The 16,434-nt window shown below is 60.4% G+C and carries 16 protein-coding genes, 1 tRNA gene and 1 pseudogene; 9 read left to right on the top strand and 9 right to left on the bottom strand.

What is annotated here, in order from left to right:
- Nucleotides 1–82: 82 nt before the first annotated feature.
- The 3 genes from CYA_RS01610 to CYA_RS01620 are packed head-to-tail and all read left to right on the top strand — an operon-like array spanning nucleotide 83 to nucleotide 2,751.
- Nucleotides 83–601 carry a hypothetical protein gene (locus tag CYA_RS01610; RefSeq protein WP_011429250.1) on the top strand — a complete coding sequence of 173 codons (519 nt, stop codon included), beginning with the start codon at nucleotides 83–85 and terminating at the stop codon, nucleotides 599–601.
- Nucleotides 602–649: 48 nt separating this feature from the next.
- Nucleotides 650–1,210 carry a helix-turn-helix domain-containing protein gene (locus CYA_RS01615; RefSeq protein WP_071813492.1) on the top strand — a complete coding sequence of 187 codons (561 nt, stop codon included), beginning with the start codon at nucleotides 650–652 and terminating at the stop codon, nucleotides 1,208–1,210.
- The gene (locus tag CYA_RS01620) at nucleotides 1,210–2,751 is read left to right on the top strand and encodes an Hsp70 family protein (protein WP_011429252.1); all 1,542 of its coding nucleotides are present in this window, start codon (nucleotides 1,210–1,212) and stop codon (nucleotides 2,749–2,751) included. Before CYA_RS01615 ends, CYA_RS01620 begins: the two co-directional genes overlap by 1 nt.
- A gap of 493 nt (nucleotides 2,752–3,244) precedes the next feature.
- Here CYA_RS01620 and CYA_RS01625 read toward each other — a convergent pair whose 3' ends face one another.
- The 3 genes from CYA_RS01625 to CYA_RS15530 form a co-directional block, all read right to left on the bottom strand.
- Nucleotides 3,245–4,492, bottom strand: a complete 1,248-nt coding sequence (locus CYA_RS01625; RefSeq protein WP_148203172.1) for an RNA-guided endonuclease InsQ/TnpB family protein — start codon at nucleotides 4,490–4,492, stop codon at nucleotides 3,245–3,247.
- A complete protein-coding gene (locus CYA_RS13920) occupies nucleotides 4,380–4,997 on the bottom strand; it encodes an IS607-like element ISSoc2 family transposase (RefSeq protein ID WP_011429255.1) in 618 nt (205 codons plus the stop codon). The genes CYA_RS01625 and CYA_RS13920 overlap by 113 nt, the downstream gene beginning before the upstream one ends.
- Before the next feature lie 67 nt (nucleotides 4,998–5,064).
- Nucleotides 5,065–5,199, bottom strand: a complete 135-nt coding sequence (locus CYA_RS15530) for a hypothetical protein (protein WP_011429256.1) — start codon at nucleotides 5,197–5,199, stop codon at nucleotides 5,065–5,067.
- 426 nt (nucleotides 5,200–5,625) lie between these two features.
- On the opposite strand from CYA_RS15530, the pseudogene CYA_RS14565 reads away from it, so the two are divergent.
- The 4 genes and pseudogenes from CYA_RS14565 to nusB all read left to right on the top strand — a co-directional run.
- Nucleotides 5,626–5,757 (top strand): annotated as a pseudogene (locus CYA_RS14565) (IS200/IS605 family transposase); the annotation flags it as partial.
- A 136-nt stretch (nucleotides 5,758–5,893) separates the two neighbouring features.
- Nucleotides 5,894–6,751: a Cof-type HAD-IIB family hydrolase gene (locus CYA_RS01630; protein WP_011429257.1), complete on the top strand. Its 858-nt coding sequence runs from the start codon at nucleotides 5,894–5,896 to the stop codon at nucleotides 6,749–6,751.
- A gap of 11 nt (nucleotides 6,752–6,762) precedes the next feature.
- Nucleotides 6,763–8,922, top strand: a complete 2,160-nt coding sequence (locus CYA_RS01635) for an ATP-dependent helicase (RefSeq protein WP_041438062.1) — start codon at nucleotides 6,763–6,765, stop codon at nucleotides 8,920–8,922.
- A gap of 119 nt (nucleotides 8,923–9,041) precedes the next feature.
- Nucleotides 9,042–9,908 (top strand): transcription antitermination factor NusB, encoded by an 867-nt coding sequence (gene nusB, locus CYA_RS01640; protein WP_011429259.1) that lies wholly within the window; start codon nucleotides 9,042–9,044, stop codon nucleotides 9,906–9,908.
- A gap of 389 nt (nucleotides 9,909–10,297) precedes the next feature.
- On the opposite strand, the gene CYA_RS01645 is transcribed toward nusB, so the two are convergent.
- A tRNA-Gly gene (locus tag CYA_RS01645) sits at nucleotides 10,298–10,369 on the bottom strand.
- A gap of 108 nt (nucleotides 10,370–10,477) precedes the next feature.
- Between CYA_RS01645 and ssuE the strand changes: the two genes are divergently transcribed.
- On the top strand, nucleotides 10,478–11,029 hold the full coding sequence (gene ssuE / locus CYA_RS01650) for an NADPH-dependent FMN reductase (protein ID WP_011429260.1): 552 nt from the start codon (nucleotides 10,478–10,480) through the stop codon (nucleotides 11,027–11,029).
- A 63-nt stretch (nucleotides 11,030–11,092) separates the two neighbouring features.
- Here the strand turns inward: ssuE and CYA_RS01655 are convergent, their stop codons facing one another.
- Entirely contained in the window at nucleotides 11,093–11,512 is a 420-nt protein-coding gene (locus tag CYA_RS01655) for a hypothetical protein (RefSeq protein WP_011429261.1), read from the bottom strand.
- 168 nt (nucleotides 11,513–11,680) lie between these two features.
- On the opposite strand from CYA_RS01655, the gene CYA_RS01660 reads away from it, so the two are divergent.
- Entirely contained in the window at nucleotides 11,681–13,330 is a 1,650-nt protein-coding gene (locus tag CYA_RS01660) for a hypothetical protein (protein ID WP_011429262.1), read from the top strand.
- Here the strand turns inward: CYA_RS01660 and CYA_RS01665 are convergent.
- The 4 genes from CYA_RS01665 to CYA_RS01680 form a co-directional block, all read right to left on the bottom strand.
- A complete protein-coding gene (locus CYA_RS01665; RefSeq protein ID WP_011429263.1) occupies nucleotides 13,324–14,517 on the bottom strand; it encodes a glycosyltransferase in 1,194 nt (397 codons plus the stop codon). The genes CYA_RS01660 and CYA_RS01665 overlap by 7 nt on opposite strands.
- Nucleotides 14,518–14,519: 2 nt before the next feature.
- Nucleotides 14,520–14,933, bottom strand: coding sequence for a PH domain-containing protein (locus tag CYA_RS01670; RefSeq protein WP_011429264.1), 414 nt, complete (start codon nucleotides 14,931–14,933; stop codon nucleotides 14,520–14,522).
- Between the two features lie 89 nt (nucleotides 14,934–15,022).
- Nucleotides 15,023–15,523, bottom strand: a complete 501-nt coding sequence (locus tag CYA_RS01675) for a hypothetical protein (RefSeq protein WP_041438065.1) — start codon at nucleotides 15,521–15,523, stop codon at nucleotides 15,023–15,025.
- 22 nt (nucleotides 15,524–15,545) lie between these two features.
- Nucleotides 15,546–16,427 carry an ion transporter gene (locus CYA_RS01680; RefSeq protein WP_011429266.1) on the bottom strand — a complete coding sequence of 294 codons (882 nt, stop codon included), beginning with the start codon at nucleotides 16,425–16,427 and terminating at the stop codon, nucleotides 15,546–15,548.
- Nucleotides 16,428–16,434: the final 7 nt, after the last annotated feature.

Below are 16,434 nucleotides of genomic sequence, written 5' to 3' on the forward strand. Positions count from 1 at the left end.
CTGGGGGTGAGGGATCCCTTTGCCAGCAGCAGGTTAGGACAAGGGAGCCTAGAATGGCCGCAGATCCGAGGAAACCAAAACCATGAAGTCTGCTGCTTGCCTAGCCTGTCTGCTCGCCGGTCTCCTTGGGGGGGAAGGGATCCCGGCCCTGGCCTCACCCGCTCTTTTGGTGCTGGCCCAGTCCGGCTTTCAGCCCTACATCAATGTCCGCTTTGGCTATCGCCTCGACTATCCGGCTGATTTTGTCCCCCAAGGGGAATCCGACAGCGGCGACGGCCAGGTGTTCATCGGCAAAGAGGGGGCCGAGCTGCGCGTTTGGGGTGGGTACAATATTCTTCATGCAACGCCCGCCAGCGCCCTGCAAGAGGAGCTGCAGCGCAGCCGGGAAAGCCGACGCCGGGTTACCTATCAAGTTGCCGGTCGGGATTTTTTCGTGGTCTCCGGCTACGAGCCAGACGGCCAGCGGATTTTTTACCTCAAAAAGCTCGTCAGCCCCTCTCTACAGGCTGGCTTTGAATTGGTCTATCCGGCCAGCCGGCGCGAGCGCTACGACCGGGACGTGGAAGCCATAGCCCGCTCCCTGCGCTTTGTGGATCCCTGACCCAGGCCCAAGTTGGGGCATGATCGTAGGGATCCCTGGCAAAACCCCATGGCCGAGAGACCGCTGGACAGTTGGCTGCGGGAACGGATGCAAGCCGTTGGCCTCTCCTCTTGGCAGGCTCTGCAAGCCCGGGCGGGGATCAGCCGCCGCGCCCTCGATCAGGTGCGCCAAGGGCAGTGGGGATCCCTGCGCCTGGAGCAACTGCAGAAGCTGGCTGCCGCTTTAGAGTGGGAGTTGGGATCCCTGCTTGGCGGTGGCGACCCTAGTCCAAGGGGCTCGAACACTGCAGAAGCGATCTTTTCCCTGCTGCAGCCGCTGCTGACCAGCTACCCCACCGTCCGCGAGATTGCCCGGCGCAAGCCCGATTGGCCGGCCCAAAACGTGACGGCCCTCTTCCGGTCGCTGGATGCCCTGCTGCAGCAGTGGGGGTATGAAGCCATCGGCAGCCCTCTTGAGTCCGTCCCCTTCGACCCGCAACTGCACCAGCCGGATCAGCCGGACATTCGGCCAGGGGATCCCGTCTACATCCGCTTTGTCGGCTACCGCCGGAAAGACTACATCCTCTGCCCGGCCAAAGTCAGCCGCTCGCTGCCCGGAGGATTGAGCTGATGGCACCTGTCCCCAAAGCAACGCTGGCTATCGATTTCGGCACCAGCAATACTGTGGTGGCAGTTTGGGATCCCGTCCAAGAAGCGCCCCGCCTGCTCAGCTTTCCCGGCCTTTCCCGCCCGGGCTACTCGGCCATTCCCAGCCTGGTCTATGTCAAGGGAAAAGGCCAGCTCTTGGTGGGGGAAACGGTGCGGGCCGGGCGTTGGGGGGCAGTGGAGCCGCAGCGGCTGTTTCAGGGCTTCAAGCGGGATCTGGTGGCGGAGTTTGTCCCCCCACCGCGGATTCTCGATGGGGAGCGCTACGACGCCGAGAGGGTGGCTCAGGCTTTTTTGCAGGCGGTGATGGAAGCCGTCCAGCAAGAATACCTGCAGCCGCAACAGGTGGTGTTTACCGCTCCCGTCGGCTCCTTTGAGCGCTACTTGAACTGGCTGCGGGGGGTGGCCGGGGATCCCGTTCAAATTGTGGACGAGGCCACTGCCGCTGCCCTGGGCTATGCGGTCGGCCAGCCGGGATCCGTGGTGCTGGTGGTGGATTTCGGCGGCGGCACCCTGGATCTCAGCCTGGTGCGCACCCTTGCCCCCCAGCCGGGCAACCCCGTCCTCAAGGCAGAGGTGATCGCCAAGGCCGACGCCTACGTGGGCGGGGTGGATATCGACATCTGGATAGCCGAATACCTGCTGGGGCAACTGGGGCTGAGCCGGCAGCAGCTGGGGGCCCTGAGCTGGATGACGCTTTTGGAGCAGGCAGAACAGCTCAAGATCGCCCTTTCTGCCCAGCCGGAGGCTGTGGGCAGTTGGTTCGACGACGAGACTCTAACTGCCTATGAGCTGCGCTTGAATCGGCAGGCGCTGGAGGAGATTTTAGAAACCCACCAGCTCCTCGACCAGATCCGCCAGTGCCTAGACGAGGTGCTGCTCAGCGCCCAGGCAAGGGGAGTGGGCAAAAGCCAAATTGAGCAGGTGCTCCTGGTGGGAGGCAGCTCCCAACTGCCGGCAGTCCAAGAGCTGCTCCGCTCCTACTTCGGCAAAAAGAAAGTCCGCTGCGAGCGCCCCTTCGACGCCGTGGCCCTGGGCGCTCTGCAGATGGGCCGCCAGGTCAAGCTCGAGGATCGCCTGCACCACAGCTACGCCATCCGCCTCTGGGATCCCTGGCAAAAAAGTTACATCTACTATCCCCTCTTCGAGCGGGGCAGCCCCTACCCTTGCCGACGCTCCGAGCCCTTGATCTTGCAGGTGGCCAACGATGGCCAGACCGAAATTCGACTCGATGTGGGGGAAGTGGCCCAGGTGGCCCAGGCTGAGGTGGTCTATGACGAGCTGGGGCGCATGAGCAGCCGCCAACTTACCCGACAAACCGATTTTCGATCCCTGGGTGCTGAGCCGGCTTGTCTGGCCCGCCTGCAGCCCCCAGGTCGGGCAGGAGAAGATCGCCTCAAGGTGGAATTTGCCGTCGATGCCTCGCGGCGGCTGTTGGCCACTATCTTCGACTTGCAAACCCAGCAGCTTTTGGTAGAAGCCCAGCCCGTAGCCACCCTGAGTTAGAGAAAGGCACTCAGCTTCTTTATCGCGCCAAAACCCAAACAGTGCCGCCTGGCCCTTCTCCCCCCTGGGAGAGGGGCTGGGGGTAGTCGCAATGGCAGCGTGGAGCGCTTGGGCGGATCCCTTGTTGAACAATCGCCTATTTTGCTGTAAAGCGCGGGGGAAAAGTCTTAAGCTCATCCAGAATGACTGTATATCCCCTGCAGTGGCTTTGTAATGACTTGACAGATATAGTCATTTCAAATAGATGCAACGTTTCTCTACGTCGTTATTGCTACGCAACGCTGTCGCGAAGGCGCCGGCAGCGCGAAGCACTATCTCTAGCTCCCCTCTCCCCCTGGGAGAGGGAATGGGGGTGAAGGCCGACTCCCCTGAGCTCAATCTCTCAAGAATTAGAAACGACTGGCCCTACTGCTGACAGGTAAACTAGCTTCCCGTCGTAGAACAGCGCTGAGCCTTGGTCGCCTTGCTGCGAGTCTGCCCGGTACTGATACATTTACGCTGAACACTGCTGAGCATTACTGCTCAGCGGTGAAGCGATAGCATTCTGTCCGTTTCCGTTGTTACTACGCGATGCTGACGCGACCGCGTTAGCGGGACGGAGTCCAAACAGAAAGGCGGTATCCCGCAAAGCCCTGAGCATAACGCCCAGAGCGCCTTGCCAATCTCGTGGTAGCCTATGGTTGCACTTTGGGCATCGAAACACCTTTGCGCCACCCAACTTAGTGTGGATGTGCCCGCACTTGGTACAGGTTTTGCTGGTGTACGCTTCCGATACTTCCACGACAACCACGTTTTTCTTCTTGGCTTGAAACTTCAGGAACTGCTTGAACCGGTAGTGCGCCCAGGTGAGCATCGCCCTTGCTGTCTTGCTACCAAACTTCCTCCCTGCCTTGGCAACCATCTTGGCTGACTCGAAAGTGGGGAGGAATATCAATCGGTAGTTATCCGTTAGGAACGCCGCTACCTTGCGATGGCACTCGTCCACCAAGTTCCTGATTCTCTCCCGCAGACGAAACGCCGCTTGCCGCATTCGCCTACGCTTGGATCTCGGTGCTTTACTCAGCCTAGATTGCAGATCGTCTAGGTGGTAGCACAGCCGAACGATCCTGCCAAAGTCCCCCTTGGCGATATCTACAAAGCCCGCCCCATCAAACCCTGTAAGGAAGCTTCTTACTCCAGGATCAAGTGCGATCACCCCCTTTGCTAACGAACACTGCTCGTTCACGGGCTCAGGAAAGATGGCATACCATCTGTCTTTCACCCGCATTAGCTCAGTTCCGCGTGCCCATTCTCTGGGCATCTCCTCGGATGCACGGAACGCCAAACCTCGGGTGAGTTTCGGATACCACGTCCCATTGCGAAAGTTGCCGGCGTTGAATTGCAGCGTATGCGACCTGTCCCGCACACTGCGAAACCTCGCGTCTTTGCTTCGGCGGAACGCCAACCACGCCTCGACGACCGCGTTCTGCTTGATGTGGCAAGGGACGTCCTTCACCCACCCGGGCAGGTCGGAGCGCAGGATGATGTCCCGCAGCTTTCTGGCCGTTTTTGGGGCACCATGCTGGCGCTGATAGGCAATCGCTTGGTTGTAGCAGTACCGGCACGCCGCTTGCCACCGCTTCCAAACTTTAGCCAGCGCTGGCTCCGGATAAATCCGTATCTTTCTCGATTGCAGCCCGGTATTTTCTGAGTCCGTAGAGCCGACTGCTGAAGCAGTGCAGGATGGTGAGGATATCCTCAACCAGTTCCTGTTGGGGAGAAAGGTGATCGTCATCGAGAACCAAGATTTCGCACCCGTATTGACGGCAGTACCACTCAACGAACTCAAATCCAAACCGGCAGAGTCGATCCCGGTGAGCGACCACAATCGTTCCGATATCTCCTGCACGAACTCGTTCCAATAAGGCAAGGAACTTTGGTCTTTTGAAGTCGAGACCGCCGCCAACCTCTCCGACCACTTCGGCTCCAGGATAGAGGTCAACCAGTCTTGCAATCTGTCTCTCCAAGTCTGGTTTCTGCCCTCGACTGCTGACTCGGGCGTACAAAACGACTCGTTTGTCCTTCTTGGGCGCTCTGTTCGCGTCAGCGGGCCGGAGGCCAATGTAGCTGTCGAGGTCATACCTTCTCGCTCTACCAGATGGTGTACGTACTGCATGGATCCAGCCCTTCTGTTCCCATCGCCTCAAAGTGTGGAGACACACCCCAAAATAATCCGCCGCTTCTCTCGGTTTTACATATCTAGCCATACCAAGCGGCCATACTGAACATACTGTACATTATTTTCAGTATAGTCCAGCATATCATTGACTAGAGTCATGCTCCCTTGACATAGCTGATGTCTTCGCGGAACCCTTTCAGCTCCTCCTCGTAGGCTGCATAGGCAATCAGCAAGGGCGGCAGTAGGGGAGCTAACCTCAAGCCTGAGGTGAAGACGGGCAACGTTGACACTCCCACCGCCTAAAGGCGGGGGATTCTTACGCAGTCCACAAAAGAACCCGTAACGGCGTTGTCAAAGCGCCTCTAGACAGTTCCTGAAGGCAAAGCCCCAAGGTTCTGCTGACTTTCTTAAGCAGGTTGGCGGCAGCATTTGCCTCAGCGTTGACCAACCACCCCTTTGCCGTTTGGTACAGGCCCCGCTTGACACGCCTTCCAGAGGGTCTCCACCCGTCGGGTTTTTCACCATAACTAGGTAGCTCATCTCCATCTAGGAAGCTTGCCTGCGAGCTGTACCTCTACCTCAATAAACTCGATGCCATAATGCTGACATAATTCTCCTTGAACCGACCTGTTGGGATGAAAACAAAGTTTCGGTTATTGACCTTCCCTAAACCGCATTCTTGTTTTTGTTCTTTGTTCCAACCTAAGTAAGCGATAGTGCGAGAGGAAAGTCAACGGTACAATCACTACAACCATGGTGTGGGGCTAGCGGTTGTTTATCTCATTTTTTGGCCAAAGAGAAGGAAAAAGGTCTTGGTAGGAGAAGTCAGGAAGAGGTTGTTTGAGCTATGAAACTATATCAACGACCCCCATCATGGGTAAGCGACTAAAGTGGCTAGCGGGCTTTTCCGCCCTGCACTAAAGTGCGGGGCTACCCAGCTATCCTTTTGTGTTAGTGTCTGGGAGGTTGCCAGGAGGAGGGGCAATGCAAACCGGAGCAGAAGCTCAAGTCCAACAGCGAAAAAAGGAGGCAGGATCCTGGAGAGACATTCGGCTGTTGGTATTGGACATCGACGGCACGATTGCCGGGCCTTCCAACCAGGTTTCGGAGCCGGTGCGGCAGGCCATTCAAAAAGCCAAGGCGGCAGGCGTGCGGGTAGCCATTGCTACAGGTCGGATGCATCGCTCTGCTGAGCGGTTTCACTACGCCATTGGGGCCGATATGCCCCTCTGCAGCTATCAGGGGGCGCTCATTCGCGATCCCGACAGCCAAAAGACCTTGAAGCATTGGAGCCTGGACTGGTCGCTGGCGGAGGAGCTGCTGCAGGTGCTGCAGGATCAGCCGGTGGGGGTGCACCTCTACATCGACGATCAGCTCTATTTGCGGGAGCTCAGCCCCCTCAGCCAAGCCTATGCCGAGCGCTCCCAGGTGCCGTTCCAGATGCTCTCCCCCGCCCAACACGGGAAAAGCCCCACCAAGATCCTGGCTGTTTCGGAGGATACGGAGTTTCTGCAGCAACTCCAGGGATCCCTGCGGCAGCGGTATTCTCCTGAGCAGATCTACCTCACCCGCTCGGAGCCGATTTTTTTGGAGGCCACCCATGCGGCGGTGAACAAGGGCAATGCCGTTCGTTTTCTGGCGGAAGAGCTGCTGGGGGTGTCGGCGGATCAGGTGATGGCCATCGGCGATGGCGACAACGACATCGAGATGCTCCAGTATGCGGGGATCGGGGTAGCCATGGGGAACGCCTCGCCGGCTCTGCTGCCCCACGCTGATTGGGTTGCTCCCCCCGTCACCGAAGATGGGGTGGCGGTGGCCATTGAGACCTTTATCCTCGGCTAGTTGCGGATGCAATGGTGAGCTTGGCAGATTCTCCTTTTCCCCAAGTCACGTTGCGTCCAGAACAGCAACGGGCATTGGCGTATCGGTCGGGGCCTCTGGGGATCGCGGCAGTTCCGGGGAGCGGCAAGACGTTTATCCTGGAGCTGCTAATCGCCGATCTCATCCTGAATCGCGGCGTTCCACCGGAGCGCATTGGGGTGTTCACCTACATGCGTTCGGCGCGAAGCAATTTGATCAACCGCATCAACCAACGCCTGCAACAGGCGGGCTATCCGGATCGCTTTACCCAAGCCTTCACCTTGCACTCGCTGGCGCTGCGGGTGTTGCGGGAGGTTCCCGGCCCTTGGGAAGAGCTGTCCATCCTGGAGGAATATGAACAGGAGCGCCTGCTCAGCCGTCTCTGCCGCGCCTGGCTCGCCCACCACACCCACCTCTGGGAGCCCTTGATCCCTGCCGAGAAGCCCCACAAGGTGGTCCGAAACCGGCTGCGGTTTCGACGCAGCTTCCAGCAGATGGTGCGGGCGGTGATCAGCACGGCCAAGAATCTGCGTCTGGGGCCGGAGGCGATCCCCACAACTACTCAGGGCTATCTGGGCTGGGCGGCCCCCATCTATGCTGCCTACCAAGCGGAGCTGCGTCGCCTGGGCAAGCTGGACTACGACGACCTGGGCTGGCAGGCAGTGGAGCTAATCGAGCGCGACCCGGCCCTGCGGCAGCAGGTGCAAAATTGGTACGACTACCTATTCGAGGACGAGGCCCAGGACAGCTCCCCCCTCCAAGAAGAGCTGCTGCGGCTGCTCAGCCAGCGCACCGGCAACCTGGTACGGGTCGGGGATCCCAACCAAAGCATCATGGGCACCTTCACCACCGCCGAGCCGCGGCTGTTTCGCGCCTTTTGTCAGGCCAATCCCCAGGTGACGTTGAAAGAGTCCAGCCGCAGCGCCCCCCAGATCCTGGAGTTGGCCAACCGCCTGGTGGACTGGGTGAACCAGAAGCACCCCATCCCAGCCCTGCGCACCGCCCTGGCTCCCCAGCACATTTGCCCGGCCAGCGCTGGCGGCCTAAATCCCCCGGCCAGCGAAGGGGAGGTGGTGTTTCGCCGGGTAGTCGGATCCCCGGAGCAGGAGCTGCAGGAGGTGACGCGGTGGGCCCTGGCAGCCGCCCAGGCTTTTCCCGACCAGACGGTGGCCATTCTGGTCACCACCAACGAGCTGGGGGGCAAGGCCCTCGACTACCTGCGGGAACTGGGGGCAGAGCAGGTGATCGATCTGTTGCGGGGCAACCCCAGCCAGCGGCGGGTGTTGCTGCAACTCAAGGGAATCATCGACTGGTTGGCCCAGCCCATTTCCTCTGCCCGCTTGGCCGCTGCTGTGGATCACCTGGCCGACTGGGCCGGGATCCCGCGCCTGGAGCTGGGGCCGATGCTGGACTGGATCCGCGCCTCGCTGCCGGAGCGGCTGCTATTTCCCCAGTTTGGGGAAGCCCCCACTTTGCCGGATAGCCCCTCTTGGCAAAACTTGGGCAGGCTGCTGCGCATCCTTGCCGGTTGGCTGCGGGCCGGGCGCTCCCCTTGGCCGGAGGTGCTCAATGTGATTGTCCAAAGCCTCTACCGCAAGCCGGAAGAGCTGTTTGTGGGTTGCTACGTCATCGACCAGTTGGAGCAGGTGCTGGGATCCCTGCCCGAGGTCGATTGGCAGGAGATTGCCCAAGAATTGCGGGTGATTCTGGATCGCCGCCTCAACAACCTGCCCTCGGAGATCTTTGCCTTCAACCCGGAGCCGGGCAGCATCACCGTTACGACTCTGCACCGCGCCAAGGGCTTGGAATGGGATCAGGTGTTCATCCCCCAGGTGTCGGCCTACGAGTTTCCCACCTACTCTGAAGAGCGACCGGTGGGGCTGAGGTTTTTGGAGGATGTCGATATGAGAGCAGAAGCCCTGGCCCAGTTGCGGCAGCTCAGCCGCAGAAGTTGTTGGGAGCAGCAGGCCGACTCGGCCACCGAGCAAGCCTTTTTGGATCTGGCCGCAGAGCGGCTGCGGCTGCTGTACGTGGGCATCACCCGCAGCAAACGGCGGCTTACCCTCTCCGTCTCCAGCCAATCTCGCTTTGGCGAAGAGCAGAGTGCATCGTTGGTGTTTCGCGTGTTGAGCCGCCCTTGCGAGGCAAGTTGACAGCGAGGCGCCCGGGCCTCTGGTTCTTCATTGCCCCGCGGCAGGCTGCTAGCATGGCTAAGCCCGATAGCGCCGCCTTGCGCGATGGGGCAGTCGTTTAAAAACATGGGTATTCTGCAATGCAACCTCGGCGTGTTGCCCGCGAACTGGCCCTGCTGGGGGTCAACCAACTGCCGGCCACAGCGGCCAAACTGAGCGAAAAACAACTGGAGGACTTGCTGCTGGCAGCCATCCGCGCTCTGCAGGAAGAGACCCATGAAACTCTCTCCACAGCGGCGGCGGAGATCCAGCGCAGCGATCGCCTGTTGCACGAGAGCGATCCCCTGTTATTGGCCGCTTCTGATGCCAAGGAAGAGGGCGGAGCTCGCTCTCTTACTGTCCGCCTTCAGCAGGCCCAACGACATCTGCAACGCTTGGAAACGGCTCTGAAGGAGGCCAACGCCGGCGACACCGTGCAGGGAGAATTGCTGGAGCTGGCCCACCAAGCCCAAGTGGCCCTCAGCAACGCCGGCCAAGCCCTGGAACACCTGGAACAGCGGCTGTACAGCGTCCGCCGCATCCTGGATGAGGTCGTTCAGTTGTCCCAAAAGGCGGTCAACCGGCTGGGAGTTGCCCTCTCCATGCCGGAGCTGTTGCACATTGCCCAAGCTCAAGAGGTACGCGCCTACGCTCTCCAACTGTTGACCGCCCTGCGCACCCATAAGGAGGCTATCGACGCCCGTTTGCAAGGGGTTTTGGTAGGCTGGCAACTGAAGCGGGTGGGGCGGATCGAGCGCGATATCCTGCGCCTGGCGGTAGTGGAAATGGAGATCCTGCGCAGCAGCCCCGACAAGGTCGCCATCAACGAAGCTGTAGAATTGGCCAAAAAATACGGGGATCCGGAGGCCGCCGCTTTTGTCAACGGGGTGCTACGGCGGCTGGTGGACAGCCGCATGGAAGCCCCTTTCGGTCGGAATCCTTCGCCAGCCGGGGATCTCAGAAGCTAGGCTCCTCACTGCCTTAGGGTGAAGGCCCTGCGTGGGGCAGATTGTTTGACCCTCCTACCGCCCAGGGGATTTTTACGCAGTCCGCAAGCGGACTCACAGAGGCGTTGTCAAGACACCTCTAGACAGTTCCTGGAGGCAAGGCCCCAAGGTTCTGCTGACTTTTCTGATCGCGTCAGCGGGACGGAGTCGTTGCAGGTTGGCTGAGACGGCAGTCTCTTCCGGACGCTTGCCACCGGTCGGGTTTTTCACCGTCTTAGGGGCTCGCCTGGGAACGGCACGCCTCGGTGATAACTATGCCATTGATGAGCAGCTAAAGTTGCTCACGGGCCTTTCCGCCCCGCACTCAAGTACGGGGCCAGCCAGCTATCCCTCTGTGTTTTCGATGGGGAAGCGGGCGATGAGATTCGAACTCACGACATCCAGCTTGGGAAGCTAGCGTTCTACCACTGAACTACGCCCGCAGGGATCCAGGCTCGACAACCTGGAGACTTTCCTAACGCATAGTTTAGCATTTCTTGGACGGGATCCCTGGTACAACAGAAGCAGCGTTCTACTTCTTTTGTTGATCCATGCCGGCCATCCTCCTGCTCTCCGGTAGTCCTGGCCCTCTTTCTCGGGAAGCCGCTGGCCCGCCACCGCGGTCGGAAGCGATTTTGCACCACGCTGCCGGGATCCTGTCCGGTCTGGGATTGACGACGGAGTTTGTCTCGGTGCGGGATTTGCCGCCAGAGGATCTGGTGCGGGTTAACTTTGAGAGCCCTCACCTCCAGCAGATTCAGGAAAAGGTGGCCCAGGCTGCCGGGATCGTCATCTCTGCTCCTGTCTATAAAGCTTCTTATCCAGGCGTGTTGAAGGCGCTGCTGGATTTGCTAGACCAGGATGCTTTTACCGGCAAGGTGATTCTCCCCATTGCCACCGGGGGAACCCTGGCCCACCTGCTGGCCATCGACTTTGCCATGAAGCCGGTGCTGGCCGTGATGGGCGCAACCCATATCTTGAAAGGGATCTACATCCTCAGCTCGCAGATCCAGTTTGAGGCCGACGGCACCCTGCGGCTGGAGGCCGACATTGAAGAACGTCTGCAAGCAGGGATCCGGGCGCTTGCCCAGGCGGTGAAATAAGGATTTTTCGTTCATGCGGAAGCGCCCAGCCAACAACTGAAAGGCAACTCTCCGGTGCAGCCTTCAGGGATCCCTCAACAGCACCGTCGCAGTCACAGCGGCACTTTGTCCCAACCGGTCGAAAACCCGTAAACTGAGCAGGTAAGAGCCGGGCACCAAGTTCAAAGGGGGGCGGATGCGGAAGCGAGTAGTGCAGGACACGTTGCCGGAGACACAGTTGACCTGGGCTGCTGACAGCGTCTGCACCTCGATCCCCGACCATGACACCTGAAACGCCAGCTCCGCTGGGAGCCGCCCCGGCACCGACACCGAGACCCCAACCTCCAAAAAGCCGCCCCGGCTAACGGCGGCAGGAATGTCGCTGCTGGTGATTAGCGGCGGCAGAGGGGGGCTGGCAGTGAGCGCGGCGGCACCACAACCGACCAGAGCCACGCCCAGCAGGGCCAGCGTCAACCCCCAAGGTTTGGATCCCAGCTTGATCACAGGGCTCCCGCTTCAGAACTCCATCCCCCAAGTATAGAGGATGGAGGCAACATCTCTAGCGTTAGTTTTGGGAGAACTCAAAAATTCACGCTATAGGTGGTGTCAAGCTGGATATTTGCCCGGAGCATCTGCTAGAGTAAAGCCCATAATCTGTCGAGCAGCCGGGCTATGGAAGTGGAAGAGGAGCTGAAAGCTTTGCGGGCGCGCGTGCGCAACTTGGAGCGATCCCTAGCAGAGTCAGAGGCACTGTCATTGCAGCAGATTGAATGTACCCATCGCCTGGAACAGCAACTGCTGGAAGCGCAGGCCCAACTGCAGGAGCGGGAGCAAGCTTTGCAGGCTTGTCAAGAGGAGAAGGCGCGGCTGGAACAACGTCCTACCCTGGAAGCTTTTCAGCTCCAACAGCAGCACATTGAAGAGTTACAAAATCTTCTCTGGGAAATGGAGCGCCGACCCACGCTGGAGCACTACCAGATCCTGCAGCAACAGTTGCAGACCAGCCAAGCAGAAATCGAAACCCTGAAGGCAGAACTGCAGCGGCGCGTCGATCCGGCCCGGTTCTATCAACTGCAGCAGGAGCTCTGGGAGCTGAAACAGCAGGCCAACCAGTTGGGGGAATACGCCGTCAAGTTGCCGCAGGTACAGCTTTTACAAGCCCAATCGCAGCTCCGCATTCAAGCGCTGGAGGAAGAGAAGGCGCAGTTGCAGGCGCAAATCCAGGAGCTGGCCGCTCGGCCCTCTGCGCAGGAAATGGAAGCCCTACGGGCGGAGCTGGAGGCGGCCCACCGCCAGGCCGAGGCTGAGGGGCAGCGTCTCAAAGCCGAGCTGGAAAGCGAAAAGGCACGCCTGCAAGCCGACCTGAATGCAGCGCAGCAACGTCTTCGCGAATTGGAAGAACGCCCTTCGCAGGAGCAATGGGCAAGCTTGCAAGCGGAGCTGAACCAGTTGCGCCAACAAGCCTCTTTTGCCAAGGCCGAGCGAACCACCTTGCTGGCGGAGCTGCAGCAGAGCCAGCAGCGCCAGGCAGAACAGGCCCAGCAAATTGCCAAACTGGAGGCGGAGCTGCAGGCTCTGCGCCAAGAGCGAAAAGCCCAAGTGGATCCCAGCGGCGAGGCGGAGTCTCTGCAGACGCAGCGGCTCCTTGCTCTAGAAGAGCAAGTGCAGGCTCTCACCCGGGAGCTCGACGCCTTGCGGGCCGAACGGGATCAGCTTCTCCAAGAGCTGGCTCAGCGGCCCACCCTTGTCCAGTGGCAGGAAGTGCAGCAGCAGCTTCGGGAGCTGGCCCAGCGACCAACTCGGGAAAGCCTGGAAGAAGCCCGGCGGGCACAGGAGCTGGCGGAGGCCCATCATCTGGTTAGCCAGAAACAGATCGAGAAGCTGCAGCAGCAGGTGGCGACTTTGAAAACCGAGTGTGTGCAGGCCCACGCCTATGCCCAAACTCAGGAAAAAGAGGTGGCCCTGTTGTTGCAACGCAATCAGGAGCTGGAGGAGCAGCTAGCCGCTCTGCGGCAGTCGTCTGCGGCTCCTCCCCAAGCAGGTGTCGAGCTCAGGTCTGGCCGCCCGGCTCAGGAACGGGTTCAGGCGGCAGCTGAAGGGCCTGCTCCCTCCCCAGCGGTGGCTGCCGCCCCACCCACCAGCCGACCCACAACTGGGAGAACGCCCGCTGGTGGGATCCCACCCCTTGCCCTTGAGGAGCGGCAGGATCGGGCGGAGAAGCTGCTGAGACGCTCCGCCTTGGCGGCTGCACGGGCTGGGGGAGAAGGGGGCAGCCGCAGCCGCATCGAGTTGCCGGCTTTTGTACAGCGGCGGCCCTACTGAGGCTGCCATTCTTGCGGATCCAAGCGCTCTCCCGCCTGGAAACGGGGCCAGGCCCAGCGCAGCAGGGATCCCAACTGGGCGTGGAACCGCTCCGGCGCAAATTGCAAGGCATGGGTCCGAATCCGCTGCGGATCCCATTCCTGGCGCTCCGCCTGGCGCAGCCCTTCGACGAGGGCTTCCACCCTGGCTTCGGGGATGAGGATCCCCGTCTGGCCGTGGATGACGGTCTCGCGGGTGCCTCCCCGGTTCAGGGCGACCACAGGACGACCACAGGCTTGCGCCTCCACCGCCACCAGGCCAAAATCCTCTTCCCAGGGAAACAGCAGCAGCCGGCAATTGGCCAGCAGCTCCTGCAGGCGGTCTTGGGGCTGGTGGGGCAAAAACTCCACTTGCGGCCCTGCCAGTTGCTTCAGTCGCGGCAGCTCCGGCCCTTCCCCCACCACTACCAGGCGGCGGCCCAGCTGCTTACAGGCAGCGATCGCCAAATCCACCCGCTTGTAGGGCACCAGCCGGCCCACCACCAGGTCGTAGTCGGCTTGGGGATGGGTTACCGGCTCAAACCCCTGCAGCGGCACCGGCGGATAGATAACCACAGCCTCGCGGCGGTAGAGCTTGGCCAGGCGCCGGCGGATGTGCTGCGAGTTGGCAATCAATAGGTCTGGCCGCTGGGCTGCCACAAAGTCCCACTGGCGCAGGCGGTGCAACAGCCAGCGGCTGAGGGCGGCAAGCGGGCGGATCCCCGTCAACCCCTCCCGCTCCAGATAGAGCTCCTGGTTTTCCCAGAGGTAACGGGGCGGGCTGTGGATGTAGCTAAGGTGCAGAGTGGAAGGCCCTGTCAGGATCCCTTTGGCAAAGGCATGGCTGCTGGAGATGACGCAGTCATAGGCGGAGAAGTCAAAGCTCTCGTAGGCCAAGGGCATCCAGGGCAGCAGGTACTTAAGGCGGCTGTGATAGTTGCGCCGCAGCACCCCCAGCCAGCGGGCCCAGCCCTGCAAAAACGAGGTGTAAACCGACCGCTGCTGCCAGCTCGGCGGCAAGGTGTGGGACGAGAAGAGGCTGACGTAGAGAGGTGCCTGTGGGGCAAAGGCAAGGAGCTCCTGCAAAACCTTTTCCGATCCCCCTGGCCAGATCAAATACTCGTGCACCAGCGCCAGGCGCTGCGCCCAGGAGGGATCCCAAGCAGGCATGGCTAGGCTTGGGTCGAGGGGGACCTTTTGCCGATGGGCCCGCTTACTTGCCTGGCTTTCTCGTCCAGCCGTTCGCTGATGTAGGCGTAGATCTCGCGGAAGCGGGGCACTGCCCGCATCTCTAGGCGGCTGCCGTCTTTGAGGGTGAGCACCATATCGCCCCAGGTGCCTAGGCCCCGTGGCACCGTCACCACCTTGGCAATCTCTTTGTAAATGACATCAGAGCGCTCCTTGCCGCCCCAGCCGCCGATCACAGTGATGCGACGGTTGGTTATCCGGTAGTGAACCCAAAGCTTGCGCACCAGGGCGCCCACAAACAGAGGCAAGCCAACGAGGGTGAGGCCGAGGAAGGAGTTCAACACCAGATCGCCCGTGTGAGGGCCGCCCTCAAAAAAAACTTCTTCTTTGATCGCCATGCTCAGCCCACCTAATGTCGAATGTCAGCATCAACAATGCTAAAAACAATCTTAAGCTAAACGGTTTCTCACCCCAACTGTCTGCCGAGTTAGCGGTGGATGCGGGATCGAGTCAGTTTTTGGAGGGCTTGCCCCGAGCGGTAGGTAGCCAAGATCAGGTGAACAAACAACACCATCACCACCAGCGCCACCGCCCCGACATTGCCCAGCCAGCCCCACCCTTCCAGACCTGTCAGAGCCACCAAAGCCCAAGAGGCAGGGTGCAGCATTCCCCCCAAAAGAAGAATCTGGGAGAACAGGTGCCCGGCTGTGAAGCGGGATCCCAACGCCACCAGCGCCAGGCCGCCGCCGATGTTGATCAGCCCCATATTGCCCAAAAAGGCGTAGCAGATGTGCCAGGCGTACTTTTGTTTGGGCACCTCTTGCCAGGAAAGGGGTTCCCTAGGGATCCCTGGCAAATCTTGCGGAGCGGGCAGCAGCGGCTGAACCTGACTGAGGATGAGGCCCAGGACGATGGCTGCCAGCAGCATCACCACTCCCGCCTTTACATTGAGCTTGCCAGGGATGGCCAATTCAGGATGTGCCAACATTGCAGGTTCTCTCGATCCCGTCCTAGCCTATCCTGTCTTTGCCCCCAACCGGCAGATTGGCCAGCGGACTGCTGGCTGGAGAGGCTTGGCTATCCGGATAGAGCGGCGTGCCGCAGCGCTTACAAAACTGGGCATCCTCATCGTGCTGGGAGAGGCCGCATCCCGGGCAGGCCCACTGCAGCGAGGTGCCGCTTTTCACCAGTTGCTTGATCAGCTCCCCTACTTGCCAAGGGATCAGGGCCACGCCCGTCAGGATCATCAGCACCGTCAACAGCCGGCCCAGCTCAGAGGTGGGGGTGAGATCCCCAAACCCTACCGTGGTCATGGTAACAACCGAAAAGTAGAAAGCATCCAAAAAGGTGGCAAAAGCGCCGGGATTGGCCGGATGTTCCACCTGGTAGATGAGGCCAGAGTAGACGAAGACAATCGCAAAGAGAGTAAAAAGGATGCGCAACAAGATGCGGGTGTCGGCGGAGATGACCTGACCAAAGAGGGTCTTGCCCTCCACCAGGCGCAGCAGCCGCAAGATACGAAACCAGCGCAAGAGGCGGATAAAGCGAATATCCGTCAGCCCGGCAAAAAAAGGCAAAATCGCCAGCAAGTCAATGAGCGAATAGAGGCTGAAGACGTAGCGCAGCTTCTGCAGGGCCGCTGCCCAGCGCAGTAGATATTCCACCACGAATAGGCCGAGGATGAGGCGATCCAGCCGCTCCAGCCCAAGGCGGAGTTGGGGGGGAATGGGGTAGGTCTCCACTACAAAAAAGGCAGACGAACAGAAAACCAGCACCGCCACCAGCCAATTGACCCAGCGGCTTTCGGGTGTGTCCTGATCCCCCCAGTAGCGCTGGAGGAGGCCAGCAGGGGCAAGCTCAGTTTGGGTGGCCTGGGAGGGTAGGGTGGTCACAGACGGG

This window comes from Synechococcus sp. JA-3-3Ab (genome assembly GCF_000013205.1).
In the GTDB taxonomy this organism is placed as follows: domain Bacteria; phylum Cyanobacteriota; class Cyanobacteriia; order Thermostichales; family Thermostichaceae; genus Thermostichus.

Excerpts from the sequence above, each read along its gene's own strand:
- CYA_RS13920 (WP_011429255.1), bottom strand. The coding sequence starts at position 4,997 with ATGGCTAGATATGTAAAACCGAGAGAAGCGGCGGATTATTTTGGGGTG.
- CYA_RS01660 (WP_011429262.1), top strand. The coding sequence starts at position 11,681 with ATGGAAGTGGAAGAGGAGCTGAAAGCTTTGCGGGCGCGCGTGCGCAAC.
- CYA_RS01620 (WP_011429252.1), top strand. The coding sequence starts at position 1,210 with ATGGCACCTGTCCCCAAAGCAACGCTGGCTATCGATTTCGGCACCAGC.
- CYA_RS01610 (WP_011429250.1), top strand. The coding sequence starts at position 83 with ATGAAGTCTGCTGCTTGCCTAGCCTGTCTGCTCGCCGGTCTCCTTGGG.
- CYA_RS01670 (WP_011429264.1), bottom strand. The coding sequence starts at position 14,933 with ATGGCGATCAAAGAAGAAGTTTTTTTTGAGGGCGGCCCTCACACGGGC.
- ssuE (WP_011429260.1), top strand. The coding sequence starts at position 10,478 with ATGCCGGCCATCCTCCTGCTCTCCGGTAGTCCTGGCCCTCTTTCTCGG.
- CYA_RS01635 (WP_041438062.1), top strand. The coding sequence starts at position 6,763 with ATGGTGAGCTTGGCAGATTCTCCTTTTCCCCAAGTCACGTTGCGTCCA.
- CYA_RS01615 (WP_071813492.1), top strand. The coding sequence starts at position 650 with ATGGCCGAGAGACCGCTGGACAGTTGGCTGCGGGAACGGATGCAAGCC.
- CYA_RS01665 (WP_011429263.1), bottom strand. The coding sequence starts at position 14,517 with ATGCCTGCTTGGGATCCCTCCTGGGCGCAGCGCCTGGCGCTGGTGCAC.
- CYA_RS01630 (WP_011429257.1), top strand. The coding sequence starts at position 5,894 with ATGCAAACCGGAGCAGAAGCTCAAGTCCAACAGCGAAAAAAGGAGGCA.
- nusB (WP_011429259.1), top strand. The coding sequence starts at position 9,042 with ATGCAACCTCGGCGTGTTGCCCGCGAACTGGCCCTGCTGGGGGTCAAC.
- CYA_RS01675 (WP_041438065.1), bottom strand. The coding sequence starts at position 15,523 with ATGTTGGCACATCCTGAATTGGCCATCCCTGGCAAGCTCAATGTAAAG.